Origin of the sequence: Lysinibacillus zambalensis, from assembly GCF_040183165.1 — a bacterium.
Classification (GTDB): Bacteria; Bacillota; Bacilli; order Bacillales_A; family Planococcaceae; genus Lysinibacillus; species Lysinibacillus zambalensis.
This window is the reverse complement of sequence record NZ_JBEGDG010000026.1, coordinates 1-25,468: the sequence shown is the minus strand read 5'-3', so window position 1 is coordinate 25,468 and position 25,468 is coordinate 1. Positions and strand designations below refer to the sequence as shown.

Genomic DNA, 25,468 nt, shown 5'->3' with positions numbered 1-25,468 from the left:
AGAATAGTTTTGCACTGTAATTAATACTATATATTTAGTTAGCTGTTGTCGCAGAAAAAAAAAACAACAATTATACCTCGGCATAAATGCGTCGGGAGTCGGCTTTGTGCTTAGGCCTGTAGCTGACGCTTCGCTTTCGCTACGAAAAACATCTGTAGCTGACGCTTTGCTTTCGCTACAAAAAACATCTGTAGCTGACGCTTTGCTTTCGCTACAAAAAACATCTGTAGCTGACGCTTCGCTTTCGCTACCAAAAACATCTGCTGAAATAAATTAAATCGTCATCCTAAACAACTGTAATATCCATAATTGTTATCCGTTAAAGCGATTCATCACATCAAGAAATGGATTTGAAAGAGATGCTTCTACAGCATTTACACATTTTTCAATAGCTTCGCCAACGACAGCTTGATCTTCTTTTGAAAATTTTGATAACACGTAATCTGCTACCTTCATGCCTGCTGGTGGGCGATTAACCCCAACTCGTATGCGATTAAATTCTTGTGTACCTAAATGCTGAATTAATGATTTAATACCATTATGTCCACCTGCACTACCTTTTTGACGCAGGCGTAATTTACCTGTCTCTAAATCTAAATCGTCATAAATAACAATCAAATCTTCCACATCAATATCAAAATAGTTCATTAGGGGACCAACACATTCCCCTGATAAATTCATATATGTTAAAGGTTTAACAAGTAGAACCTTTCCTTCAGGACGATGTACTGTTGCATACATACCATTAAACTTTGAATTAGTTAAAGGTGCACCCCATTTTTCAGCTAATGCATCTATAACATCGAAGCCAATATTATGTCTTGTATGCTCATAAGGTTTACCTGGATTTCCTAAACCAACGATAATTTTCATAAGTACCCCTCTTCTTTCAAATCTAATAGTCATTATTTTACCATATCATGCACTCAGAAAGCAGTTTCGACAATTTTTGAAAGTAAAAGTTCAATAACGGCTTGATATTATTTAAAATCTTCAATTCAACCATACATATTGCGAAATGGTTATAACTTAATAAGGAAGCAACGTCGAATAAGATGCCAACATTCTTGCCAAATAAAGTAAAAAAGCTACTGAAGAAGCTTAGCTTCCTCAGTAGCCTTTCCTTAACAAATATTTTTACTCTTGTACCTGTTCACTATCTACTGTCGATTCTTCAACGACTGCTGGAGCCATAATTGATACCAATGTATGACCATCTTCACTAAGAATATTAAAATCAATCATATCTCGAATATCTGCTACTGTAATTGTTTCACCAATTTTAAGTTCAGTAATATCCACTTCAATAGCTTCTGGTATATCTGCTGGTTTTACATTAATCTTCACATCTAAGTTAGGCTGCATTAATATGCCACCCACACTAACACCAACTGACTCCCCTACAAGTTTAATAGGCACTTCAGCTTCTATCGCTTCGGACATATTAATTGCTAAAAAGTCAATATGATTTACTTCATCTTTCATAGAGCATTGTTGAATTTCTGATACAACAACATTCACTTTTTCTCCATCTAAATCCACCGAAAACACACCGTTTTGTCCATTCTTTTGAATGGATTTTCTGAATTCCTTCGCTGAAATAGAAATTGGGGTAGAATTTAATTTATAGCCGTAAATAACTGCAGGAATGGCTCCCCCTTTTCTAAGTTGGGTTAATGTCGAACGGTGCCCAGCTTCGCGCTTTTTAACACTTAATACTGTACTCATATCTATACTTCCCCTTCCAAGAAAAATTATTTACACCTTATTAAAATGTCACTACTTTCAATGACATTTATTAAGGCTATAATAATATTTACTATTTTTCATAAAGTAGTGTAAATATTATTAAGTCACAACTACCATATACCCTTTTACAAGAAAATTCAAACAAAGTAAACCTAGAAAAAAGGACAAATCTACTTGCAAACGTAGATTTGTCCTTAATAAGCCACATATCGGCTCTTGTTTATTTATATATTAATCAAATAGAGTACTTACAGATTTGTTTTCATAAACACGAGAGATTGCATCTGCCATTAATTTAGCTACTGAAAGCTCTGTAATTTTTGGAGATTTTTTCTCGTCTGGAAGCTGGATTGTATTTGTTACAACTAATTCTTTAATCGAAGAGTTTTCAATACGCTCGATTGCTGGGCCTGATAGTACTGGGTGAGAGCAACAAGCATAAACTTCTTTCGCGCCAGCAGCACGTAATGCGTCTGCGCCGATTGTAATTGTACCAGCAGTGTCAATAATATCATCAATCAAGATTGCCACTTTACCATCAACATTACCAACAATGTTCATTACTTCTGCAACGTTTGGTTTTGGACGGCGTTTGTCAATAATTGCAATAGGTGCTTTTAAACGTTCTGCCATTTTACGAGCACGTGTTACACCACCATGGTCTGGTGAAACAACAACGATTTCATCTTCTGGAATACCTTTTGATTTGAAGTAATCAGATAGTAAAGGTACTGCCATCAAGTGGTCGATTAAAATATCGAAGAAACCTTGGATTTGCGGTGCGTGTAAATCTAAAACGATAACACGTGTTGCACCAGCTGTTTCAAGTAAGTTTGCTACTAATTTAGCTGTAATTGGCTCGCGTGCTTTTGCTTTACGGTCCTGACGAGCATATCCATAGTAAGGCATTACAACGTTTACTGTACGTGCAGATGCGCGTTTCACAGCATCTACCATAATTAAAAGCTCCATTAAATGTTCGTTTACAGGTGCAGAAGTAGACTGCACGATAAACACATCACAACCACGAATACTTTCTTCAATGCTAATTTGAACTTCTCCATCGCTGAAGTGTTTAACAGAAGATTTACCTAATTCAACACCCATTTCTTGCGCAATTTCTTGAGCAAGTGGATTGTTAGAGTTAAGTGAAAATATTTTTAATTGTGAGTTTGCATAATGATACGGCATGATGGCCTCCTGTTTAGTTGATAATTATTTTGAATTTAATTTGCTTACATAATTCGGTTTGTTTTCTTGTCTTGCACGAGCAATTGCAAGTGCATCCTCAGGAACTTCTTTTGTAATTGTAGATCCTGCTGCAATAAATGAACCTTTTCCAACTTTCACTGGCGCTACTAAGTTAGTATTACATCCTACAAATACATCATCTTCAATAATTGTTTGGAACTTGTTTTTTCCATCATAGTTTACTGTAATGGAACCACAGCCAACATTGACATTGCTTCCTATTTCAGCATCGCCAATATAGCTTAAGTGGGATACTTTCGTGTCATTACCTAGTTTACTTTTCTTCACTTCTACAAAGTTACCAATTTTCACATGGCTACCTATATCAGAAAGTGGTCGAATATTTGCAAACGGTCCTATAGCTGTGTCTTCTGCTACAGCGCTTTCACGTACAACAGAAGAATGTACAGTTGTTCGGTCACCGATACGGCTATTAATGATTTGTGTGTTTGGCCCGATTATACAATCTTCACCAATAACAGTTGTACCTTCAATCATAGAACCTGGTTGGATGACAGTATCACGACCAATCATTGCCTCAGCGCTGATGTATGTTGCTTCTGGATTAATAATTGTGACACCATTACGCATATGCTTTTCATTAATTCTTGTACGCATTAGCGCCTCTGCTTGAGACAGGGCAACACGATCATTAACACCAAGTGTTTCTTCGAAATCTCCCGTTACATATGCTTCAACGACTTCGCCTTGTTTTTGTAAAATTTCAATGACATCAGGTAAATAATATTCACCCTGTGCATTGTCGTTTTTCACAAGTTTTAATGTCTCAAATAAGGCCTTATTATCGAAGCAATATGTGCCCGTATTAATTTCTTTCACTAGTTGTTGCTCAGCCGAAGCGTCCTTTTGTTCAACAATTTGCTCCACTTGTCCATTGTCGCCACGTAAAATGCGACCGTAGCCTGTTGGATTTTCAGCAATAGCTGTTAAAATTGTTGCCTTGGCTTTCTTTGCTTGATGATGCTCGAACAAAGCTTGCATCGTTTCAGGGCGGATAAGTGGTGTATCACCACAAACAACTAATGTTGTCCCTTCTTCGCTACTTAAAATTGCCTCAGCCTGTTGTACAGCATGAGCTGTCCCTAACTGTTCAGCTTGTAAAACATACTCGCTTTTATCGCCAAGTTGTTGTTTCACCATTTCTGCACCGTGTCCTACAACCGTTACAATGCGCTTCACATCTAACGTTTGAATGTGATCCACCACATGTTGCACCATAGGTTTTCCACATACTGGATGTAGCACTTTATATAATTTGGACTTCATACGTGTACCTTGACCTGCAGCCAAAATGACAGCAAAAATGTTGCTCATCTGTAAGTCCTCCAATACGCTCATTTTCTCTTATGACTATATAGCAAAATCCATCTATTTTCAAGGCATGTTGACTTGACAAAAAGATGAATTTCCAAATCAAATGCACCTTATGCTCGAATGTTAATATGTATGTCTTAAAAACTGCTCGTTTTCTCTTATTCTCAAAATAAAAAGAACTCTCCAAATATGAAGAGTTCTTTTTATTCACTTTTATCATAAGTATAAATTGCCGTAGTTTAATTTACACTTATCCCCTTTTACTATACGCCAATTCCTTCTAATTCTTCTGCCTTTTCAGTCGCGTCTTCCTCGCTTGAATTATGGTACTCGTTTAAAATAATCTCTTGAATTTTATTACGAGTAGTAGAATTAATAGGATGCGCAATATCTCTAAATTCACCGTCTGGCGTCCGTTTACTTGGCATAGCAACGAATAATCCTGTATTGCCATCAATCACACGAATATCGTGCACTACGAACTCATTGTCGAGTGTAATGGAAGCAATCGCACGCATGCGACCATCCGTCTGTACACGACGTAACCTTACATCAGTAACTTCCATTTTCTCACCACCTCTCTTCTTAGATGCCTAAATATAAATATAATATTCTTTATTACCGAATATTTTCCTTTTTATAGTCTATCAAATTTTCTAAAAAATTTGAATACTTATTAGTATAATTTTCACTAATTTACGTAATTTTTGACAATTGTTTGTCAGTCTCCCTAAAGTTCCACTTTCGCACAGAAAGCATTTGTTGCTATTTCTTTGCTTTCGTCTACAAAAATATTTTAGAACGGAGAATAAAAAAGGCCCACTAAAAGAGTTATTCATTTCTCTTTCAGTGAGCTTAATACATTTCTTATTTAACGATAGCAATAACTTCAATTTCTACACTTACATCTTTTGGAAGACGCGCAACTTCCACTGCTGAACGTGCCGGTTTATGATCCCCAAAATGGCTAGCATATACTTCATTCATCGCAACAAAGTCGTTCATATCCTTCATAAAAACGGTCGTTTTAACAACGCTGTCTAAAGATGCTCCGGCAGCTTCTAAAACGGCTTTCAAATTAGCAAATACTTGATTTGTTTGAACAGTGATATCACCTTCCACTAATTCACCTGTTGCTGTTAGTGGAATCTGACCTGAGCTATAAAACATGCCATTTACAATAATTCCTTGTGAATATGGTCCAATTGCTGCTGGTGCATTTGTTGTTGCTACTACTTTCATTTGTCATTTCCCCTTTTAGAAAAATAGTTACCTTCACTTAATGCAATTGTACGGTCTTTTTCATTGACCTCATGAAGCTTCACTAGTGAATAATAATCATCTACTAAAGTTTCGTCTGCATGCTCAGCCTCTACAAGCACTGCAATACCAGCTAATTGACAGTCAAACTCCTCTAATAGATTTTTCATGCCATTCATTGTACCGCCGACCTTCATAAAATCGTCAGTAATAAGCACTCGTTGTCCACTCTTCATGCTTCTTTTTGATAATACCATTGTCTGAATTCTTCTGGAAGAACCAGATACATAGTTGATGCTAACTGTAGAGCCTTCAGTTACCTTACTATCTCTTCTGACAACAACAACCGGTACATTTAAATGTCTTGCTATCGCATGGGCAATAGAAATACCCTTTGTAGCGACAGTCATTATGACATCAATTTGTTGATCAGCAAATGCGGATGCAAATACCTTACCTACTCGATTAATTAAATCTGGATTGCCAAGTAAATCCGTCATAAATAAATAACCGCCTGGTAATAAACGATCTGAATGCTCAAGCTCCGCTTTTAAATCATGAATAACTAAACGGACCTCGGCTTCGGACATTTTAGGAATATACTTTACTCCTCCTGCAGCGCCCGGTACTGTCATCAATAACCCGATTCCTTTTTCTTCGAAAGTTTCTTTTACAATCGTCAAATCTTCACTAATGGAGGACTTTGCAGATTGATATAATTCAGAAAAATAAGTTAGCGGGATCAGCTGATGTGGATGTTCTAGTAAATAGTACGTCATATCAACTAGTCGTTCACTACGCTTCCATTTCATGCGACCCTCTCCTAAACACGAATATTTATAGGTAAAATTAACACAAATTTGCGGTTTTAAGCAAGCGTATTTCGCTCGCCTAAAATCCGAACTGCATATACTTCTTCGCAAAAACCACGTAAACCATTATAAATGCGACTTACTCGAGCTTCACTATCTACTAAACCGAACACCGTCGGACCGCTTCCACTCATTAATGTTGCATCTGCTCCAAAGCGCTTCATCTGTTCCTTTAACATTACTACCTCTGGATGCAGTTTAAATGTTACAGTTTCCAAAACATTTCCTAATGATGCACATAGTAGATCATAATCTTCCGTTTCAATAGAACGAATCATTTGCTTCGTATTTGGATGTTCTAACCCCTCAACCTTTAGCCCTCCATACACTTCTGCAGTAGAGACACCTATTTTAGGCTTAGCTAAAACTACCCAACAGTTTGGTGGTGCTGGCAATTCCTGAATTTTTTCTCCACGCCCCGTGGCTAATGCTGTGCCACCATAGACACAAAACGAAACATCTGAACCAATTTTCGCACCTAATTCAGCTAACTCATCTATAGATAACCCTAAATTCCACAGCTCATTTAAACCCTTCAGTGTAGCAGCCGCGTCGCTACTGCCACCCGCTAATCCCGCTGCGATTGGTATTTCTTTTTCTATAGTAATGGATACACCTTGTCCAATGCCGTATGTATCTTTAACTAGACGCGCTGCCTGATAAGCAAAATTCCGATGATCGTTCGGTACGAAATTATCAGTCGAAATTATTTCTATTACACCATCTTCTCGAGATTCTAAACAAATACGATCCGCTAAATCCACAGTCGTCATGACCATCTCTACTTCATGATAATTATCTGGTCTTTTATAAAGCACATCTAATGTTAAATTTATTTTTGCAGGCGCCTTTACATAAAGCATCTTTCTTCCTCCTTATAGCTACACTTATCAATTACCGCCAGGTCATTCAGTCGATACTTGAACCTCCCACTACCTTAAATGTAGGATTCTTCTGCAAAACATCAGCAGCTGGCGTTCACTTTCGCTATATTAAAGATTTTCTGAATGAAGATAAATCTGTTGTTCATCTTTTAATTCATTTTATTTTACCATAATGGGAAAGCGAAAATGGAAAAAAAGAACCGTATACCCCTAAATGGTGTAACGGTTCTCTCTCGTCAGTTGTGTTGTTGTGTCTACAGGAAGCTTTCGTCCCTGCTGAAGATCAATTAAGCCTCGGCATAATTGCGTCTGCCGGAGGCATTAGGCAAACACGGTGTTGGACCTCAAGCACTTTCAAATATGCCTGGACACCCGCTGAAAAACGACTCCTCTCACCACTATAGAGATGAGAGACTTCTAATAAGCAGTCTAGTTCAGGCTACTTATTATTTTCTTGCTCATTACTTGCCCTTTCAGCCATTTCGATGGCACGTTTGACCATATTACCGGCGTCTCGAGCTTTAATGCCGCCCCAGCCTTCTCGTTGCACAACATCATAAAATCCAAGCTCTTTAGCGATCTCTTCTTTTAAACGAGGTGACATGATACCCTTTCTAGGCATAATAAACTCCTCCTTTTACAACTGACGAATTTAGTATGTCCCAGTAAACGTAAAACACTCATGTAGTTTTTAACATACATGAGTGTTTCAAAATATAGAAATAAGTACTAGAAACTATTTTGCGATAGCAGCCTTTGCTTCGTCTAAAAATGTAATCTCTACTGCTTCAGTTAAAATATCTGTGTAACTATACGATACGCGCTTGCACGTATTGTCTTCTTGATCAAGCTCAACCACAAAGATAGCGCGATATGTCTCACGCAATACCCCTGCACACTCGACCGTTTTCTTGCGACCTCCGTTTGCTCTTAACTGCAAACGTTTACCCAAATGACAATCCAACGACTTTTTAATGTCCGCTAAAGTTTTTGGCATTTTCGCTTACACCTCACTATTTATTAGTATAAGCGATTCGCCCAAAAATGTCAACAAAATATAATATTTTATCAGCAGATTATAAATATTGTCAACTTATTTTTCATAAAAACATCATGTTTTTTTACATATACTCAAAAAAGTTAACAAAAATTTTTTACTTTGCAAACGTAGGATATAGTACATCGGCTAATTTTCCAAACTCTTGAATAGTTAACGTCTCTCCTCGACGTGTTGGTTCAATATTTACCGTTTGTAAAGCATCCATTATTTTTTCTTTGTGTGCCTTACCATTTGGTAAACCCGATTGTAAATTATTGAAGATTGTTTTTCGTCTTTGTACAAACGACGCACGAGTAACAACAAATAAAAAGTCCTCATCAATTACTTTTACTGGCGGTTCATCATGTTTAATAAGACGAATCACTGCAGAATCAACATTTGGCTGGGGCATAAAAACAGTTTTCGGCACTGTCATGGCAATATCAGCCTTCACATAATATTGAATCGCAATTGATAAAGAGCCGTACTCTTTCGTTCCAGGTTTAGCCGTAATACGGTCTGCTACCTCTTTTTGCATCATGACAACAAATCCGCGAATTGGCAAACGATCATTAAGTAATTTCATTAAAATCGGAGTCGTCACATAATAAGGTAAATTTGCTACAACCATAATATCCTCAATACCCGGCATCTCTTCCTGAATTACTTTAGCAACATCCGCCTTTAAAATGTCTGAATGTACAATTGCAACATTATTATATGGACTAAGTGTGTCTTCTAGTACAGGTAATAGCCGCTGATCAATTTCAAAAGATACAACCTTTTTTGCATTTCTTGCTAAATGCTCTGTTAATGCTCCAATACCAGGACCAACTTCGATTGCACCACTATTTTCAGTTAAATTTGCGTGACTAACAATATTTCGTAAAATGTTCGGATCTACTAAAAAATTTTGACCTAAGCTTTTTTTGAATGAAAACCCATATTTTTTTAAGATTTCTTGTGTTCTAATTGGTGTTGCAATATCCTTATGCATCATTTTCCTCCTGATCTACCTGTGCGATTGCCGCACCAAATTGCTTTTCTGTGATTTGAAACATTTTTAATCTTTTATGAAGTTGTTTACCGTTTGTTGTACCAATATTCAAAATTTCTCCAAGGCGATCACGACGAGCTTTCGCCTGTGGGTGGCCAATTAAACGTGCAGTCATTAAATCTTCGAGCGTAATGTCATCATTGGTTGGCTCAACATCATTAGGGGTATAGACATGCCGTAGTGCCTCGCGTATATTTTCATCTGCTGCATGCTCTATGCCTAATCCTTTACCGTTTTTCGCAATTGTTTTAGCTTTTGGTAAAAAAGCGTGTTTTACACCTTTTACACGCTCCTCGATAATGGCACGAATTCGACGTCCTGGATAGTCTGGGTCAGTAAAAACAATAACACCTCTTTTATCCTGTGCATGCTGAATTCTCTTTAGTGTTTCCTCTGAAATAGCCGACCCATTAGTTTCTATTGTATCTGCTTGCACAGCTCGCTTAATAGCCGTTGTATCATCTTTCCCTTCAACAACGATGATTTCTTTTATTTGCAAAAAGGCCCCTCTTTTCTACCTTATCTTCAGACCATTTTACAACTGCACTGTATGATTGTACAGAAATACACGGCTACTTACCTTATGCTATTGCTTGTACTTTGTCTTTCAAGTAAACCAGGCAGTTGATGTTACAGCTTAATTTCTGTAGATAGGACTATATTTATCCTCCAGTACAAATACTGAAAAAAGATAAAAAAAGCTCCCCCGCCAGTCAAAACGGGAAAGCCAGTAAGTGAAAAAACATTTTTGATTAATTTTACAATTTTTTTAATTTAATACTTTTATACGAACTTTCCTAACTCCCCAAGAACTTGCTTGAGATTCCGTTTGTACAAGTATGTCGATCTTATTACCCTTAATTGCACCACCAGTATCCCCTGCTATAGCTGTTCCATAGCCTTCGACCCAAACTTTTGAGCCAAGCTTAATAACAGAAGGGTCTACTGCAATTACTTTCAAACCAGAGTTTGATCGTAAATCAATGCCAGTGGCAGATGTCCCCGAGCAGCCATTACAATACGGTGTATAGGCAGTCGCCGTTACATAAAATTCTCTACCGCTAGCTGGCTCTGTTGACCCACGTGAAACCGTCGGTGCACTAGCAACAGTAGCTACTACAGTTTTAGTGCCTACTGCAACTACTTGCTTCTGCGGTTCTTTTACAATATTTTTAGATTGTAGATTTTTAGCTACAACTTGGCCGTTCTCTTTTACGATTTCATACGTTTTAGTCATTAAACCTTTTTGGCCTGCTGTTACAATTTTTTGTTTTCCCTTTTGCAATGAAGCATCTTGCTTCTTTTCAATTGCGAAATCTAAAGAGTCTTCCACTACATCGATAACCTTTTCTACGCGAACTACTGTGATTTTACTCTGTGGAGTGATTACGTCCTTCAGGTTATTCTCGACACGATCGAATTCATTTAGCTGAATTCCTTGTTGTTTTAAAAAGTTAGCGACCGTAGTCGAAGTGGACCATACTTGTCTTTTGTTTACTCCATCGACAAGCGATACTTGAAACGCTTTTTGAATATCGATCTTGTTGTCTGCTCCTATTTCTGTATCTATGCCTTGTTTTAAAGAATCATGCTCTGATACTTCAATATTCGCTTCTTTCAAAATGTCTTTCACTTGTGTTTCAGTTGTCCAAACTTTTGACTGATTTCCATCAACTGAAATAGTTACTTCTTTTGCCTGTTCCCATGAAATTGCTAAACCATTAACAATTTTGGTGTTCAGAGAGGGTGATATTTTGTCATGCTCTGCTACGTCTATATTTTGACCTTGTAATAATTGTTCTACAGTTTTGGCATGTGTTGTTACTTCGATTGCTTCACCGTTCGCATCAAGCGTTACGGTTTTTTTAGTACCTTGATAAAGTACGAATGAAATTACAGATACAAACAGAATAAGTGAAATAACGCTTATTACTGTTTGCTTACTCCTCAATGATCCTAAGAACAAGTTTTTCATGGAATTATTTGACATGAAAAAACGCCTCCTTAATATACAAGGTTGGATTATACGTACTAGATTTGGCACTGTCAACCCGAATGTATTTCTAAGAAAATTAACATCGCCTTTTTAGCCAACCACAAACCTAGTATTGGAGGCGTCTCAGCTAGTTAATTGTCAATCTTAAAAAATTTTTTCGCATTGGTTGTCGTTACCTGTGCAATTTCCTCAATCGTTAAACCTTTTAAACGTGCAATTTCTTCTGCAACTAACGGTACGAAAGCTGGTTCATTACGTTTTCCTCGATATGGATGGGGCGCTAAATACGGTGCATCTGTTTCGATCATCAAATGCTCTACTGGTATTTCTGTTGCCACTTCTTTCGGCATTCGCGCGTTTTTAAATGTCACCGGTCCACCAAGACTAATCATAAAATTCATAGCAATACATTCATGTGCGGTTTCCACGCTGCCACTAAAGCAATGCATAACGCCTCCCACGGAAGCTGCATTTTCTTCTCGTAAAATTTGAACAACATCCCTAGTTGCATCTCTGTTATGAATAATGATTGGTAAATTCAACTTTTGTGCTAAATGAATCTGCTTGCGGAAAAGTGCTTGTTGAACATCTTTTGGTGATTTATCCCAATAGTAGTCCAACCCAGTTTCACCAATACCCACTATCTTTGGATGTGCTGCTAATTCCTCAATCCAATCTAAATCCTCTTGTCTACAATCGATGGCGTCAACCGGGTGCCAGCCTATAACACCATAAACAAAATCATATTGCTCAACTAGTTGCATTGTTTTTTCAATGGTTTTGCGATCGAAACCAACAACAACCATCGTTTCTACCTTGGCCTCAAGAGCTCTATCTATAACCTCTTGTAAGTCCTCTTCATACTGATCTGCGTTTAAGTGTACATGTGTATCAATAAACATCGTCATTCTCCTAACATAGATTTTATTAAAAATTATTATTTCGTATTTTACATAACTGTTACAAATTTATTACAAACAATTTTGTATTATAACAATACGCATAACCAAAGACCCTTCATTTGTTACTATTTACCTAAAAACATCTAATTTTTACCGCAAATAAATTATTTCAAGATAATAAATCACTCATTTTCAAATGGATTTTAAAAGCCTGCTGAACTTTTTTTATTCAGCAGGCTTTCCTAAAATTGTTTACTTTACTTTTGCGCCATTCTCTAGTTTTGAATCCACCGATGCTAATTTTAAAATTCCATCTTTTTCACCAGCTAGAATCATTCCTTGCGATAATTCACCTCGTAATTTAACTGGCTTTAAGTTAGCGACTACAATCACTTTTTGACCAATTAATTCATCTGGAGAATAGAACTTTGCAATACCTGAAACTACTTGTCGTTGCTCATATCCAAGATCCACTTGAAGCTTTAATAATTTGTCTGCTTTCGGAATCGTTTCACACGCTGTTACAGTGGCTACACGTAAATCCACTTTCATAAAATCATCAATTGTAATTTCAGGAATTTCTGGAATATCCGTAGCTTTTTGCTCACCTTTTGATTCTTCTTCTTGTGGAGTTTTCACTGAACCACGCATTTCCTCACGAATATACGTAATTTCAACTTCATTTTCTAGACGAGGGAAAATCGGAATCCCTTTTTCTACCACTTTAATGTTTGCTGGAATAGTATTGCCGAATGTTTCAATTGTTTCCCATGCTAAGAATTTGTCATCTAACCCTAATTGTTCAATAATTCGCTTAGGAGTAGATGTCATAAATGGTTGTAACATGACAGCAATTTGGTGTAAACTTTCCGCCAAATTTCGCATAACAGCTCCTAATTTTGGCTTATCAGTTTCCTCTTTAGCTAGCACCCATGGTTGAGTTTCATCTATATATTTATTTGTTCTTGAAACTAGCGTCCATAAGTCGGCTAATACGACACTAAATTGCATTTTTTCCATACTTTCTTCATATTTAATACGAACTGATTCAGCCTGTTCTTTTAAAGCTGCGTCAAACTCTGTCGATTGAAGATTTTCAGTTGGAATAATGCCATCGAAATATTTATTAATCATTGAAATAGTACGATTCAATAAATTACCTAAATCGTTTGCTAAGTCGAAGTTTGTACGTTCAACAAAAGATTCTGGCGAAAATACACCATCAGAGCCGAATGGTAACTCACGTAATAGGAAATATCGTGTTGCATCTAAACCATAACGCTCTATTAACATTTCAGGATAAATAACATTGCCTTTTGATTTAGACATTTTACCGTCTTTCATCATGATAAATCCATGAGCAAACACTTTTTTAGGAAGTGGTAAATCTAGTGCCATTAAGAAAATTGGCCAATAAATAGTATGGAATCGAACGATATCTTTACCAACTACATGTACATCTGCCGGCCAATATTTATTGAATAATGTTTCATCCTCTGATAGATAACCTAATGATGTTATATAGTTAGTTAAAGCATCTACCCATACATAAATTACATGTTTAGGATCTCCTGGAACTTTAATGCCCCAATCAAATGATGTTCTTGAAACCGATAAATCTTCTAGCCCTGGTTTAATAAAGTTATTAATCATTTCATTTTTTCGAGATTCAGGCTCAATGAAATCAAGGTTTTCTTCATAATAAGCTAAAAGACGATCAGCGTATTTCTTCATATTAAAGAAGTAAGATTCCTCTTTAACTTTGTGTACCGAACGACCACAGTCTGGACAGTTACCGTCTACTAATTGTGTCTCAGTAAAAAATGATTCACATGGTGTACAGTACCAACCTTCATACTCACCTTTATAAATATCACCATTATCTAAAAACTTTTGGAAAATCTTTTCGACAGTTTTCGTATGACGCTCTTGCGTTGTTTGAATAAAGTCATCATATGAAATGTCCATTAATGCCCAAAGCTTTTTCGCAGCATCTGCAATTTCATTTACGTATTCTTGAGGATGCTTGCCCGCTTCAGCAGCTTTTTCTTGAATTTTTTGCCCATGCTCATCCATTCCAGTTAAAAAACGTACATCATATCCGAGTAAACGTTTATAACGTGCAATTGTATCTGATGCTACAGTTGTATACGCTGTACCAATATGGAATTTCCCACTTGGGTAATAAATAGGGGTTGTTATATAGAATGTTTTATTTTGTTCGCTCACTAGAACTGCCTCCATTGTTTCACAGTATACTATCTATTCTAACTAAGTACTAAATTCGTTTCAACTTCTTTCAGCGAGTGTCACGTAATCAGAAAGGAGCAAAATATAGGATATTAGCCAATTCCGGACGCAATTATGCCGAGGCATAATTGGTTGAAAGTTACTTATGCGCGAAAAATGTCGAATAATATAATTAATCCATTTAATGTCTTAAATGAGAAGCTTTTTTACTATAAATAAAAATATATAATAAAAACCTTTTAAAAAAACCAAAATATCTGTTTTCTTCTCAAAAAATTTTTTCGAAACAATAATATTAGTGTATTAATTAATTGACGTTTATGGCATTACTTGGTATGATAACTATCAGACAAGGAATTATGTCGAAATTTGACGAAATACCAATATAACTTTTAACATTAGGAGGAAATATAATTATGAAATCAACAGGAATCGTTCGTAAAGTCGATGAATTAGGTCGTGTAGTAATTCCAATCGAATTACGCCGTACATTAGGTATTGCAGAAAAAGACGCTTTAGAAATCTATGTGGATGACGACAAAATCATCTTAAAAAAATATATGCCTAACATGACATGTGCAGTAACTGGTGAAGTTTCTGATGATAACTTCCGTCTAGTTGGCGGCAAATTAATTTTAAGCCCAGAAGGCGCAGAAATGTTAGTGAATGAAATCCAATCTAACTTAAAAAAATAATTTGATACACACCTAAATCAAGCACAGTGATTTGGGTGTTTTATTTTTTATCAATTTCTCCTTAGCGTAATTATCGTCCAGAGGCGTTATTATTCAAAGAAGATAACTATAATATAACCAACTTTTAAGTCCCTTATAATGTCCATGTCAGACCTTTCATAGTTAAGGGTACTATTTTTTACAATTATTATCAATTAAATAGTTTATATGCTAGTCTTCAAAACGTATGGTTGATTTCCGTTTTGGCTGGGCGCTTTCCTGGGGGCGTCCGATGAGCCGCTTCACTCCCAATACTCGCTCCAGGGTCTCATCTGTGACGCTGATCCCCAAGGAGTCGCCCAGCCTCCACTCCAATCAGCTTAAATACATGGCATGGCCTTAACAAATGTCATCCCGAACTGTTGGTGATTAAGCACCTATTTGAATAGATATACAAAAAAGAGGTGCCTATATTAAGGCGACCTCTTTCTTTACATTAACTATGGTATTCATTATAGATTTCTCGCTTAGCTACTTGACGTAGTTTGGCTACTTCTTTTATAGCTTCTTTTGATGTAACACCAGATTGATCAATAATATAATCAACATGTTCAACAATAGACATTGTCATCCAATAGGCTTGTTCATCATTTTCTTCCTCAGTATTTTCGTTTCCTTCAAGGACAATACAAAATTCTCCTCGAATCTCCTCTGTTTGTGACCATTCCACTGCTTCAGCCAACGTACCACGTAAAAACTCTTCGAATTTCTTAGTTAACTCGCGAGCTAATACAATTCGACGATTACCAAGAATAAATTCCATATCTTTCAAGGTTTCCTTTAAACGGTGAGGAGCCTCGTAAAACAAAATGGTTTCTTGACGTTTTTTTAGTTGCTCTAATTGCTGTCGACGTTCCTTTTTTCCTCGATTTAAAAATCCATAAAAGAAAAATGGCTGCGGTGTTAATCCAGAGGCGATTAATGCTGATATTGCAGCATTGGGACCTGGCACTGGCACAACTGGAAAGTCTTGCTCAATTGCTTTTTCGACTATATCTGCACCAGGATCGGAAATACACGGTAGACCAGCATCACTAACTAATGCAACTGTTTTTCCTTCACGTAAGAATGCTAATAGCTTCTCTCCCCCCACCTCTATATTATGTTCATGATAGCTGATCAGGGGTGTTGCTATATCAAAGTAGTTGCAAAGCTTTTTGGTATTACGTGTATCCTCAGCAGCAATAATATCTGCTTCCTTTAAAATACGTAGCGCACGCACACTCATATCCTCTAGATTACCAATAGGTGTTCCAACTAAATATAAACAACCTGTGTGATCGTGCATTGTACTTTTTTGAGATTTCATAACGCATCCCTCCCTATATATTTCATTTTTTGCACTCGTGTTAGCTGTTTAAAAGCATATTCTGCACGCATCGCCTCTTGTTTCGTACCGAATTCCTCTACATAAATACATTCCACTGGTCCTCGTGCTCTCGTATATTTTGCTCCCTTACCAGCATTATGTACAGCGACACGTCTATCTACATTATTCGTGTAACCAGCGTAAAAGGATTGGTCGGCACATTCTAACACATAAAAATAATGGTTACTGTTCTTTTCCATAAAGAATTTCTCTCACTTCTGCTGTATATTCATTATCCGCATTATACACATACAGGGGTGGTAATATTTTCAGATCCGGTTTACCGTCCTTAATTCCTTCTATTAATAGTGTGTTGGCCTCCTTACCCTCTTTCGGGTAAATAAGTTGCATACGTTTAGGCTCTATACGATTCGCTCGCATTGCCGTAACAATATCTAATAACCGACCAGGACGATGAACAAAAGCGGCCTTTCCGCCCTGTTTTAATAATTTACTTGCTGATTGTATTGATTCCTCTAACGTTAAATATAGTTCATGACGGGCAATAGCGTAATGCTCACTTAAATTTTTATCACTAGCTTCATGTGCTAAAAAATATGGTGGATTACATGTTACAACGTCATACTTTTCAATACCAAGCTCCTTAGGAATTTCCTTCACATCACCAAGGACCATTTGAATTTGCTCTTCTAACTTATTATAACGGATACTTCGATCAGCCATATCAAATAAGCGTGGTTGAATTTCTACTCCTGTAATATGTCCCTTTGTTCTAGCACTTAGAAAAAGTGGGATTACACCATTACCTGAGCATAAATCAACAATTTTTCCTTTATGGTGTGGGACATTGACAAATTTCGAAAGTAGCACTGCGTCCAATGAAAACGAAAATACAGAGGGGCTTTGAATAATACGTAAATCCTCAGCTAATAAATAATCTAACCGTTCATCATCTTTCAACCATTCTTCCATGTTTCTTCCTCCTACTATACAAAACAAAAGACTGACACCACCATAGTGGGAATCAGCCTTCTATTACACATTTTGTTTATTTAAAAATGATAGACAAAACAGACAGTCTTCACCTTTACGTGAACTTCCGAAATGAACATGACAAACATGGAAGCCTTCATGGTACAAACGTGCTAGGTTATCATAACCCTCGCCTATATCTAACGGATTCTCTTTCTTCTCATCAATAGTCTGTTCAGAGTTTTCATTAGAAAGTAATTCTTCTAGACGTGTACGAAGGTGATGATTTTCTGTTTCGAGTGTCTTATGCTCCTCCATCATTAACGCTACAAATTGTTTCAATGCACCAAATTGCTCCTGCATTGCTTCGAGCTGTTGTTCGAACTCCATAACGGTATCTAAGAAATTACGGTCCTTCACCCAAGCCACCTCGTTCAGTTCTCTATCTTATATAAGATTTTTTTCGCATGCTAGCAGTTCTTCTAATGTATACTCGACTGTACGCTCCTGCTCATGTAAATATACTTGAATGAGTCTTTCCAGTACATTTAAACCTATAACTTTACCTCGTCCATCTGGTGTCATCGTCAATTCACCGATGTCTGGCATGCCCTCTTTCGCTTCCTCATATTCATCATTTTCATATTTCAAGCAGCACATTAAACGACCGCAAAGACCTGAAATTTTAGATGGATTTAAAGATAGGTTTTGATCTTTAGCCATTTTAATAGAAACCGGCTCAAAATCTCCTAAAAATGTTGAGCAGCAAAGCATCCGGCCACATGGACCAATACCACCTAACAACTTCGCCTCATCACGTACACCAATTTGACGAAGTTCGATACGTGTTCTAAAAACGGAAGCTAGATCTTTTACAAGATCTCGAAAATCAACGCGTCCTTCAGCCGTAAAATAAAAGATGATCTTATTACGATCAAATGTATATTCAACATCAACGAGCTTCATTTCTAAATTATGCTCAATGATTTTTGTACTTGCTAGTTCAAATGCGCGCTTTGATTCGGCAGCATTTTCCTCTACTTGAATACGATCACGTTCATCCGCTGGTCGTAGAACTTGTTTAAGTGGTAAAACAACATCATTATCCTCAACAACCTTTTGAGGGACAACTACTTTACCATATTCTACACCGCGAGCTGTCTCTACAATAACATATTGACTTTCCTCTAGTAGATATGATGCTGGATCAAAATAATATATTTTACCCGCTTTTTTAAAGCGGACTCCAACTACATTATACAAATGTATACCCCTCCTGCAGATTTAGCATTAACTGCTCCATCATTAACGTCCTATTCATGTTACGCTGTAAAGATGAACGTGCCTGTAAAATAGACTCCATTTGACTAGATAGACGTTCATATGTCGAATGTAACGCCACTTCTTTAAATGTCTGTAACATGTCTGGGTAAGTACAAGCTGATTCGGGATTAGCTTTTATTGACACTATATCACGGTAAGCAAATAGTAGTAAATCTAATGCCTGCTCCATCTCGCCTTTTTCTTTAAATAGTGGCAACCATTCTTCATGTACAACAAGCATTGCTTCATGTACGTTCTGGCGAATTGCCTCTACTAATTTTAACACTGTTTTTCGAGCATGTGCAAACTGCTCATCATTTGCTAAAATCATAGCTGTTTCGAGCTCGTTCGTCATCATGCTCACTGTAGAAGCCATCGAGTAAGAAATATTATTATCTTGTAAATGCTTTAACAATAAATGTCGAGGCATTTTTTGGAATTTAATATGCTGACAGCGAGAGCGAATCGTTGGTAAAATTGACTGCATTTGCTCCGTTAATAAAATTGCAGTTACCTCACCATCAGGTTCCTCTAAAAATTTAAGAATCATGTTTGCAGATGCAATATTGAGACGGTCTGCATGATGAAGTACATAAATCTTCCGTCCCTCTTCAACACCCATCATCTTCATTTCTGCAATTAATTCACGTATTTGATCAATTTTTATAAATTGACCCTCTGGATAAATTTGATGAATATTCGGATGATTACCCGAATCAACACGTCTGCAATTTCGACATGTTTCACATGGAACATTTTGCATTGGTTGCTCACAAAGCATTAATTTGACAAAAAACTGCATAATATCTACTTTGCCTGTCCCTTTTTCACCGTCAAAAATGTATGCATGTGCTAATCTATGTTTGTCAAAAATCGTTTGAAGCTGCTTCATTACGACTGGTTGCAGTGCGAATAGCTCTTCAACATTCTTGGCCATATATTTAAATTCCTTCCTATATCAATTACACTCATAGCATAATTGTTTCCTATTGCCTTTTTCAGTACAGAAATATCTACAGTTTTAGAGCAGATAGATTAGTTTCATCGTGAATTGAGTTCATACCATTCAGTTCGAAAAAAGCCCGCGCCTACAAGAGAACGAGACACGGGTTTTACATATACAAATTAATTAATAAGCCTTTTATCTCACCGATTTTATCGAGAAGATCAATTGCTTCCTTTTCTTCATCTAAAATATCTTGAGCAAGCTCCACAAGACGCGTATCAATAGTTTCAATAATTTTTAAGCGTCTTCCTTCACCAAAACGATTCCATGAATGCGATTGTTTTAAATCCATACCATGTTCTACTGTTTCTTGTAGGAATCGTTTAACAAGCATTTTAAAACGAGCAAGCTCTCGTAAATTACGCGATCTTGCAACACGATCACCTGCTGTAGAAATATCCCCTAGCAATCGCGTAAGCTGTTCAGTTTGCAATTTGGTGCCTTGCTTGACGACCATATCTCCAAATCGGTTATTTTGATTATTGTTATGCAGTGGTTCTTTACGATTAGTATTTAACCCGACACGTATATCTTGATTGATCTTCAAGCTGTTTCGCCCCCACTTGCTTTCTTTACCAAATACACAAAAGCTAAATTATAATGTGTTTTTTCTCATTTAACGTTGGCAATGATTTAAAAATGATGGAACTGTTCAATTGGTAATACAAAAACTGTCGCTCCACCTACCTCTACCTCCACAGGATAAGGTATATAGGAATCTGTATTCCCGCCTAATGGCGAAACAGGTGCAACCATTTGTTCTCGTGCACGACAATTATCACGAATAATATCTAAAACTTTGGGTATGAGAGAGTCTTCCGTTCCAATAAGAAACGTCGTATTTCCAGAGCGTAAAAATCCTCCAGTGCTCGCTAATTTAGTTGCGCGAAACTGATTTTTCGTTAAAGCATTCGATAAGCGGCTGCTATCCTGATCTTGCACTACAGCTACGACTAACTTCATTCGCACTCACCCCTTCGATAAAATTCATCTGAATAGATTTTAGTTACCTTTTCCGTGACTTACGTTAGAGTTCCTCTGTTTCAGTAGGTGTTCGGAACAACTACTAAAACAAAACTACTTCTTCATTCATCTCAAAACATTCGCTACTGTCGCGCAGAAAACATTTTCTGAATGAAAATAAGATTATAGTTGTTACCATTATATCACATTGTGGTAGACAACTTCATGCATTTACTGTATTGCTTCATATATTAATGACCATACATCTTCAACAACACGATCAATATTTTGGTCCGCATTGACGACATATATACGCTCTGGATAACGCTCCACTAGCTGTAAATATCCTTCCCGAACCTTGTTATGAAAAGCTAAGCTTTCAACATCTAAACGATTGACCTCTCGCTCTCCATGAGCATGAATCCGTGCTAAGCCAACCTCAGGTGCAAGGTCAAATAAGATTGTCATATCAGGTAACTTCTTACCGATTGCAAACTCATTAATAGATAATACTTCATCCACGCCGATACCACGTGCATATCCTTGGTATGCTAATGAGGAATCGATAAAGCGATCGCAAATAACCATTTTTCCAGCATTCAACGCAGGTCGAACTTTTTCAAAATAATGCTGACTTCTCGCCGCCGCGTATAATAACGCTTCTGTACGCTCATCCATGGCTGTATGTTCGGGGTTTAAAATTACGCTCCTAATTTTCTCAGCAATCTCAATACCACCAGGTTCTCTCGTTGCTAATACATCAATCTTTTCCTCTGCAAGTCGCTCGGCTATTTTTTGAATGACTGTTGTTTTTCCAGCACCTTCTGGACCTTCAAATGTAATAAATAAATTGCAATTCATGCTGTTATAGCCTCCAACTATTTAATGATCTCAATCATCTTTTCTTCTAAACGGTGATTTCCTTGGAACGTTGCACCAGTAGCTAGTAACTCCTCTAACTGACTCAACTTTGCCACGGTTATTTTTTCTCCTGGAACAAGCAGTGGAATACCGGGTGGATACGGAATAATCATACTTGAAGAAATCCGTCCCATCGTTCGCATATACGGTAACCATTCTGTTTCCGCCTTATTCATTTCATCAAATGTATAGGCCGGTTCCGTAATGGCCACAAAATTATAGGCCGTTTGTGAAGCAATTACGATTTCCGCCTTTGGTGTACTTAATAACAATGTTATAGCCTCTTTAATACGGACACGTATTTCTGCAAATGGATAGTTATGCCCCTGTTTCAACAAAGGCAGCACAAGCAATACTTGATTTGCATCTGCCAGTTCTGCATATACATGCTTTGCTTCTAATACTTCCTGTAATTGAAAACCCGTATAGCCCTTAACACGTAACAATAATTTGATAGGGTCGTCTACCTCAATAACTTCCAAAGAACCAATAGCTCGTAATGCCTCTATCCATTGATTCCTTTTTTCTATTATATATGCACCGTCACTCTCCATATATGTCTGTACATAATAGCGTGCATCATCTAAAGAAGCCAATAAAAGGTAGGATGGGCTGCTAGATTGTAGCATACGTAAATAGTGATTTATTTTGTCGACTTCGACTAAGTTAGAATTAACATGCATAAAGGATGCCATTGTCATCGCTGGTAATGTTTTATGCGCAGACTGTACTACTATATCTGCACCAAATGTCAATGCAGATGGCTGAAATAAAGTACATGCACTAAAATGAGCTCCATGTGCTTCATCCACTAAAACAGGAATACCTTTCTCATGACAATACGCAATCTGCTGCTGTATTTCTTTCGATGTCATACCATAGTAAGTAGGATACGTTAATACTACTGCACGTGCCTCTGGATAATAATCAACTGCTTCTTTTAAATCTTTATAAGAAACATGGGTTGCCGTTAATGTTCGTTCATCCCATAGCGGAGATACAAATACAGGCTTCGCCCCAACAAGCTCAATCGCGTGAAATATAGACTTATGTGCATTACGTTGAACAATAATCGTATCACCTTTTTTACATGTGGCATAAATCATTGCTAAATTCCCAACTGTAGATCCACCTACTAAAAAGAAACTTTTCATCGCCCCATATGTATCTGCCAATAAGTTTTCTGCTTCTAATATCATTTCCTCTGGATGATGTAAGTCATCAAGACCTGATAATTCAGTCACATCATATCGCATTACATCTTTAAAGGGCTGAGGAAGATGGGATAGTTCTCCGTGCTTATGTCCTGGTACATGAAAGGAAATATTTTGTTGTTGTTGAAAGCGCTCTAATCCTTCTACAATCGGCTTTTTCTTTTGCAAAACAAAACACCCATTTCCGTTATATTCTTATTTAATTATAACACTTACGTTAGAAAAAAATTTATTGAATGGATATAAATAAGGTGAAATTCATATAACCTTTTTCCCGATCCAATGTGCTAGTAATGCAATAGGAATCAATAAAAGACAAAATGGCAAGCAAACAAAAATAATGTTCCATGTTATGACGTTATTAATTAATAACGAACGATACAACATTAAACTATATGGAATGACGATTATCAAAGATGTGAGTACACCTGGTGTAATGGAACGAAGAAAAATAGACTGTGCAAGGTGAGTGAACGCATGTAGAAAGTAGGTTAACGTAACAACAGTGAAGAAGTAAATATCTCCGAACGGCCCTTGATTCACATATTGATTTGCTACAATAGTGGAACTACTTACAAACATAAATACTACGACTACTGCTACGGCAAACTGTGCTGTCGACATCGAGAACTGTTTAATAACTCGATTAGCAATATTTTTCGGTAATCTTTCATACAAAATCGTAGAATTCTTATTCAACCACTTTTCAACCATAATGATTTCTTCAAAATCATGAAAAATAAACATAATAGGAAATAGCCAAATAAGTGTTTGAATACCTATCCATTGCTCCATAATGATTCCTCCTTTTTAAATTATATTGAGTAATCACTCAAATGTTTCTCAAAAAAATAGCTCCTCTCTCAATAACATGGCTTTCCTAGTGCGTTCGACCTTCACTTAAATCGACTATACAAATTGCACAAGTTTTACACATCCCATCCACGACTTCTGAAATACTTAATGGGAGATTTGCATTCCTTTTAAAATAAACGTCGCTATCTCCTCAATGTAATCGTCATTTCTAATTGGTTTTTTTTCTGCTTTTCTTTCTTCAACTAAAACATGCGTTAATATTGTTGAAAGAAACATAGAAGCTGCCGTTTCTACTGTCTTTTTTTCTACAGTACATGAAGAAGCTCTTATTAAAAATGAACGAGCCTGTTCACCCATTGTATTTATAAAATCCACAATATCCTTACTAACATTTGTGTTCTGCACTATTTCTGGGGACCAAATAAAAGTTAAAAAGCTTTTATTACATGATAAAAAATTGGCATATAATTGGCCAAATTTAATTAAAGCCGTATATGGCTCCACCTTCGAAAGCTCTTTTATCTCATTTTGTAGAGAGCCAATAAATGAAAACTCACGAATAAGATAGTTTAGAAGTTCATTTTTATCTTTAAAATAATAAAATATAAGCCCCTCTGCCACTCCGCTCTTTACTGCTATTTCTTTAGTAGTCGTTGCGTTAAAGCCCTTTTTAGTAAAAAGCTCTAATGACGCTTCCAAAATTTTATCCTTCTTTGACACCAAACCTTTTCACCACCGATTTTATATTTGAGTGTTTACTCAAATATAAAGGTTAAAAAAGATTTCTGTCAAGTTATTCCAAGTTATTTGGTTTCTACTCATTAACGTTTTAATAAAATGCCATTTCAAATTTTTGGTGATAAGTCAGAAAAAGATCATTGCAACTCTAAAAGCAATGATCTTTTTCTATGACATGACACTCTTCTTTTATTAGTAACAATTATGCCGAGGCTAATTGTATCGGAAATACTAGATACTAGCCTTTATTGCCATCTCTTGTACTAGCTGTTCTACTAATGGTGGTACAAACTTTTCTAAAATTGGATTCATCATTCCTGCAAGGAAACCACTTGCCTTTAATGTTAAATTACCTTCTAACTGACATGTACCATCTTGGTTTTGTGTAACTTCAAAGTATCCATCACCATTTAAAGGATCTGATAAGCCTACCAAATCAAATATAACCTGATTAGGATTTGACTCCTTACACTTAAGTTCAACCTTTACAGCTTTTTGGATAATTCCAAAATCCCCTTGAAATACCCAAATCATACTTCGTTCACTTGGGAATTCATGATGTAAATAACCAGGTATTAGTATAGCCCATTCTGCTTTATTTTGAATAAACTCCTGTAGCTTAGCTTTTTCAATTTGAATATTTTCTCTATATACCCCTGTTGCCATTTAAATACACCCCTATGTTTATTTATTTAAATCAATTAAATTCTAACATTTATTGGGTGTTATTACTGATTTTTTAAAAATAAAAAAACCACTGATTTCTCAGTGGCTACTTTGTGCCTAGCGACGTCCTACTCTCACAGGGGGAAGCCCCCAACTACCATCGGCGCTAAAGAGCTTAACTTCCGTGTTC

The 25,468-nt window shown here is 36.7% G+C and carries 30 protein-coding genes and 1 rRNA gene; 1 reads left to right on the top strand and 30 read right to left on the bottom strand.

Annotated features, from left to right (window positions below):
• Window positions 1–110: 110 nt before the first annotated feature.
• The 16 genes from ABNX05_RS22690 to metG form a co-directional block, all read right to left on the bottom strand.
• Window positions 111–260 carry a hypothetical protein gene (locus ABNX05_RS22690; protein ID WP_349661769.1) on the bottom strand — a complete coding sequence of 50 codons (150 nt, stop codon included), beginning with the start codon at window positions 258–260 and terminating at the stop codon, window positions 111–113.
• Window positions 261–312: 52 nt separating this feature from the next.
• Window positions 313–873 (bottom strand): aminoacyl-tRNA hydrolase, encoded by a 561-nt coding sequence (pth, locus tag ABNX05_RS22685; RefSeq protein ID WP_349661794.1) that lies wholly within the window; start codon window positions 871–873, stop codon window positions 313–315.
• A gap of 264 nt (window positions 874–1,137) precedes the next feature.
• Complete coding sequence (locus ABNX05_RS22680) at window positions 1,138–1,728, bottom strand: 50S ribosomal protein L25/general stress protein Ctc (RefSeq protein ID WP_349661768.1); 591 nt, start codon at window positions 1,726–1,728, stop codon at window positions 1,138–1,140.
• 252 nt (window positions 1,729–1,980) lie between these two features.
• Entirely contained in the window at window positions 1,981–2,940 is a 960-nt protein-coding gene (locus tag ABNX05_RS22675) for a ribose-phosphate diphosphokinase (protein ID WP_349661767.1), read from the bottom strand.
• Window positions 2,941–2,964: 24 nt separating this feature from the next.
• Window positions 2,965–4,335 (bottom strand): bifunctional UDP-N-acetylglucosamine diphosphorylase/glucosamine-1-phosphate N-acetyltransferase GlmU, encoded by a 1,371-nt coding sequence (gene glmU / locus ABNX05_RS22670; protein ID WP_349661766.1) that lies wholly within the window; start codon window positions 4,333–4,335, stop codon window positions 2,965–2,967.
• Between the two features lie 263 nt (window positions 4,336–4,598).
• A complete protein-coding gene (gene spoVG, locus ABNX05_RS22665; RefSeq protein ID WP_349661765.1) occupies window positions 4,599–4,901 on the bottom strand; it encodes a septation regulator SpoVG in 303 nt (100 codons plus the stop codon).
• A gap of 301 nt (window positions 4,902–5,202) precedes the next feature.
• On the bottom strand, window positions 5,203–5,577 hold the full coding sequence (locus tag ABNX05_RS22660; RefSeq protein WP_079563682.1) for a RidA family protein: 375 nt from the start codon (window positions 5,575–5,577) through the stop codon (window positions 5,203–5,205).
• Window positions 5,574–6,407: a pur operon repressor gene (purR, locus tag ABNX05_RS22655; protein ID WP_079563681.1), complete on the bottom strand. Its 834-nt coding sequence runs from the start codon at window positions 6,405–6,407 to the stop codon at window positions 5,574–5,576. The genes ABNX05_RS22660 and purR overlap by 4 nt, the downstream gene beginning before the upstream one ends.
• A 56-nt stretch (window positions 6,408–6,463) precedes the next feature.
• Window positions 6,464–7,330: a 4-(cytidine 5'-diphospho)-2-C-methyl-D-erythritol kinase gene (gene ispE / locus ABNX05_RS22650; protein ID WP_349661764.1), complete on the bottom strand. Its 867-nt coding sequence runs from the start codon at window positions 7,328–7,330 to the stop codon at window positions 6,464–6,466.
• A 460-nt stretch (window positions 7,331–7,790) separates the two neighbouring features.
• Complete coding sequence (locus ABNX05_RS22645) at window positions 7,791–7,973, bottom strand: small, acid-soluble spore protein, alpha/beta type (protein ID WP_206700644.1); 183 nt, start codon at window positions 7,971–7,973, stop codon at window positions 7,791–7,793.
• Between the two features lie 114 nt (window positions 7,974–8,087).
• Window positions 8,088–8,348, bottom strand: coding sequence for a biofilm formation stimulator Veg (veg, locus tag ABNX05_RS22640; protein WP_049667356.1), 261 nt, complete (start codon window positions 8,346–8,348; stop codon window positions 8,088–8,090).
• A gap of 157 nt (window positions 8,349–8,505) precedes the next feature.
• A complete protein-coding gene (gene rsmA, locus ABNX05_RS22635) occupies window positions 8,506–9,387 on the bottom strand; it encodes a 16S rRNA (adenine(1518)-N(6)/adenine(1519)-N(6))-dimethyltransferase RsmA (protein ID WP_349661793.1) in 882 nt (293 codons plus the stop codon).
• Window positions 9,380–9,946, bottom strand: coding sequence for a ribonuclease M5 (rnmV, locus tag ABNX05_RS22630; RefSeq protein WP_349661763.1), 567 nt, complete (start codon window positions 9,944–9,946; stop codon window positions 9,380–9,382). The genes rsmA and rnmV overlap by 8 nt, the downstream gene beginning before the upstream one ends.
• Before the next feature lie 270 nt (window positions 9,947–10,216).
• A complete protein-coding gene (locus ABNX05_RS22625) occupies window positions 10,217–11,437 on the bottom strand; it encodes a resuscitation-promoting factor (protein ID WP_349661762.1) in 1,221 nt (406 codons plus the stop codon).
• A gap of 137 nt (window positions 11,438–11,574) precedes the next feature.
• A complete protein-coding gene (locus tag ABNX05_RS22620) occupies window positions 11,575–12,345 on the bottom strand; it encodes a TatD family hydrolase (RefSeq protein ID WP_349661761.1) in 771 nt (256 codons plus the stop codon).
• Window positions 12,346–12,597: 252 nt separating this feature from the next.
• A complete protein-coding gene (metG, locus tag ABNX05_RS22615) occupies window positions 12,598–14,574 on the bottom strand; it encodes a methionine--tRNA ligase (RefSeq protein WP_349661760.1) in 1,977 nt (658 codons plus the stop codon).
• Window positions 14,575–15,011: 437 nt separating this feature from the next.
• Between metG and abrB the strand changes: the two genes are divergently transcribed.
• Window positions 15,012–15,290: a transition state genes transcriptional regulator AbrB gene (gene abrB, locus ABNX05_RS22610; protein ID WP_079563673.1), complete on the top strand. Its 279-nt coding sequence runs from the start codon at window positions 15,012–15,014 to the stop codon at window positions 15,288–15,290.
• Window positions 15,291–15,765: 475 nt separating this feature from the next.
• On the opposite strand, the gene rsmI is transcribed toward abrB, so the two are convergent.
• The 14 genes from rsmI to rrf form a co-directional block, all read right to left on the bottom strand.
• A complete protein-coding gene (gene rsmI, locus ABNX05_RS22605; RefSeq protein WP_349661759.1) occupies window positions 15,766–16,638 on the bottom strand; it encodes a 16S rRNA (cytidine(1402)-2'-O)-methyltransferase in 873 nt (290 codons plus the stop codon).
• On the bottom strand, window positions 16,635–16,898 hold the full coding sequence (locus ABNX05_RS22600) for a GIY-YIG nuclease family protein (RefSeq protein WP_349661758.1): 264 nt from the start codon (window positions 16,896–16,898) through the stop codon (window positions 16,635–16,637). Before ABNX05_RS22600 ends, rsmI begins: the two co-directional genes overlap by 4 nt.
• Window positions 16,882–17,631: a tRNA1(Val) (adenine(37)-N6)-methyltransferase gene (locus ABNX05_RS22595; protein ID WP_349661757.1), complete on the bottom strand. Its 750-nt coding sequence runs from the start codon at window positions 17,629–17,631 to the stop codon at window positions 16,882–16,884. Before ABNX05_RS22595 ends, ABNX05_RS22600 begins: the two co-directional genes overlap by 17 nt.
• A gap of 63 nt (window positions 17,632–17,694) precedes the next feature.
• Complete coding sequence (yabA, locus tag ABNX05_RS22590) at window positions 17,695–18,051, bottom strand: DNA replication initiation control protein YabA (protein ID WP_349661756.1); 357 nt, start codon at window positions 18,049–18,051, stop codon at window positions 17,695–17,697.
• Window positions 18,052–18,078: 27 nt separating this feature from the next.
• Complete coding sequence (locus ABNX05_RS22585) at window positions 18,079–18,894, bottom strand: PSP1 domain-containing protein (RefSeq protein WP_349661755.1); 816 nt, start codon at window positions 18,892–18,894, stop codon at window positions 18,079–18,081.
• Complete coding sequence (gene holB, locus ABNX05_RS22580) at window positions 18,887–19,891, bottom strand: DNA polymerase III subunit delta' (protein ID WP_349661754.1); 1,005 nt, start codon at window positions 19,889–19,891, stop codon at window positions 18,887–18,889. The genes ABNX05_RS22585 and holB overlap by 8 nt, the downstream gene beginning before the upstream one ends.
• 175 nt (window positions 19,892–20,066) lie before the next feature.
• Window positions 20,067–20,507, bottom strand: a complete 441-nt coding sequence (locus ABNX05_RS22575; protein WP_079563665.1) for a YaaR family protein — start codon at window positions 20,505–20,507, stop codon at window positions 20,067–20,069.
• A gap of 86 nt (window positions 20,508–20,593) precedes the next feature.
• Complete coding sequence (gene darA / locus ABNX05_RS22570; protein WP_049667342.1) at window positions 20,594–20,923, bottom strand: cyclic di-AMP receptor DarA; 330 nt, start codon at window positions 20,921–20,923, stop codon at window positions 20,594–20,596.
• A gap of 231 nt (window positions 20,924–21,154) precedes the next feature.
• Complete coding sequence (tmk, locus tag ABNX05_RS22565; RefSeq protein WP_349661753.1) at window positions 21,155–21,784, bottom strand: dTMP kinase; 630 nt, start codon at window positions 21,782–21,784, stop codon at window positions 21,155–21,157.
• A 17-nt stretch (window positions 21,785–21,801) separates the two neighbouring features.
• Entirely contained in the window at window positions 21,802–23,226 is a 1,425-nt protein-coding gene (locus tag ABNX05_RS22560) for an aminotransferase class I/II-fold pyridoxal phosphate-dependent enzyme (RefSeq protein ID WP_349661752.1), read from the bottom strand.
• Between the two features lie 90 nt (window positions 23,227–23,316).
• Window positions 23,317–23,853: an HXXEE domain-containing protein gene (locus tag ABNX05_RS22555; RefSeq protein WP_349661751.1), complete on the bottom strand. Its 537-nt coding sequence runs from the start codon at window positions 23,851–23,853 to the stop codon at window positions 23,317–23,319.
• Between the two features lie 165 nt (window positions 23,854–24,018).
• On the bottom strand, window positions 24,019–24,594 hold the full coding sequence (locus ABNX05_RS22550; protein WP_349661750.1) for a TetR/AcrR family transcriptional regulator: 576 nt from the start codon (window positions 24,592–24,594) through the stop codon (window positions 24,019–24,021).
• Window positions 24,595–24,843: 249 nt separating this feature from the next.
• A complete protein-coding gene (locus ABNX05_RS22545; RefSeq protein ID WP_349661749.1) occupies window positions 24,844–25,278 on the bottom strand; it encodes an SRPBCC domain-containing protein in 435 nt (144 codons plus the stop codon).
• Between the two features lie 115 nt (window positions 25,279–25,393).
• Window positions 25,394–25,468 (bottom strand): 5S ribosomal RNA (rrf, locus tag ABNX05_RS26460); the annotation flags it as partial.